Origin of the sequence: Bacillus sp. EKM208B, from assembly GCF_011800725.1 — a bacterium.
In the GTDB taxonomy this organism is placed as follows: Bacteria; Bacillota; Bacilli; order Bacillales; family Bacillaceae; genus Bacillus; species Bacillus velezensis.
This window is the reverse complement of the sequence record NZ_JAANHO010000029.1, coordinates 1-1,016: the sequence shown is the minus strand read 5'-3', so window position 1 is coordinate 1,016 and position 1,016 is coordinate 1. Positions and strand designations below refer to the sequence as shown.

Sequence of the window (1,016 nt, the reverse complement as noted above, 5' to 3'; positions counted from 1 at the left end):
TCTGGAAGTTTAACGTCTTTAATTTTCTTCCCTGCCTGTCCTGCCTTGTTTATGACCTTCCCCGCCGCATCAGCTTTGTTAACGGCTCCTGCGCCTTTCGTTCCGACGACAGCCACAGCCACTGAACCGACCGCATATGTCACCCATCTTGATCTGGAGTAAGCATCTCCGTTCACCATATCCTTTTGATACGACTCTTCAATTGCCGCTTTAACAGCATCATATGTTTTAACAGGATGAAGTACTGCATTCCCCAGTGCTGACAGCGTTTCCCCCGGATCGGTTATGAAGTCCCATAGACCGGTCACCGTGTCTTTCCCGACATCATATAAACCAACGCCGGCTCCTTTTAAAATATCCCAAGTCACTTCTCCGGCTTCTTCCATCTGTTTTGCTTGTTCAAGCTGAATGACATATTGCTGTTGGGAAGGTTCAAGGTTCTCGTACCCGATCTTCTTCGCGATTTCCAAATATTCATCCGGATCGGTCACACCGTCAGCCAGCTTTTTCTTCAGATCCTTGATTTCCCGCTCCTTCGCTTCTTCCTTCTTAAACGTTAAATATGTGTCTGAGTGTCTTGCAATCTCGCCTTTTTTCTTATGGATGTCGCTTTCGCGATACGCTTTGGCGTTGTAGTGAAGCGGCGTGGCGCTTTTTCCTTTGCCTGTAGCGTTTTGGAGCTGCTGAAAATCTGCCTGAATGAAATGTTCATTTGCCTCGGTTTCTGCGTATTCTTTCGTTAGATCATGATCGAGCTTTCCGAGCGTGTGTATGGTATTGTCCCGTTTCTTGTCTGCTGATTCCAGCTTTTGATCGACATCTTCTGTAGAGAAAACATCAAGATGGACAATATCACTTATCTCGTTAAGAATATCCCTCATTTCATTTCGTTGCTCCTGCATGATAGCTTTTGATTTATTCTTCGCATGAATCAGCTCGTGTTCTAAAAATGACTCTTCCACAAACGAATCGGCCAATCCGGCATCAGCTACTTTTCCTGAAATACTGTTAAGAAA

The 1,016-nt window shown here is 45.2% G+C and carries 1 protein-coding gene; it reads right to left on the bottom strand.

The window, feature by feature from the left end:
• Window positions 1-1,016: T7SS effector LXG polymorphic toxin (locus G9F75_RS19670; protein ID WP_167409332.1), on the bottom strand; the 1,016-nt coding region annotated here is incomplete at both ends.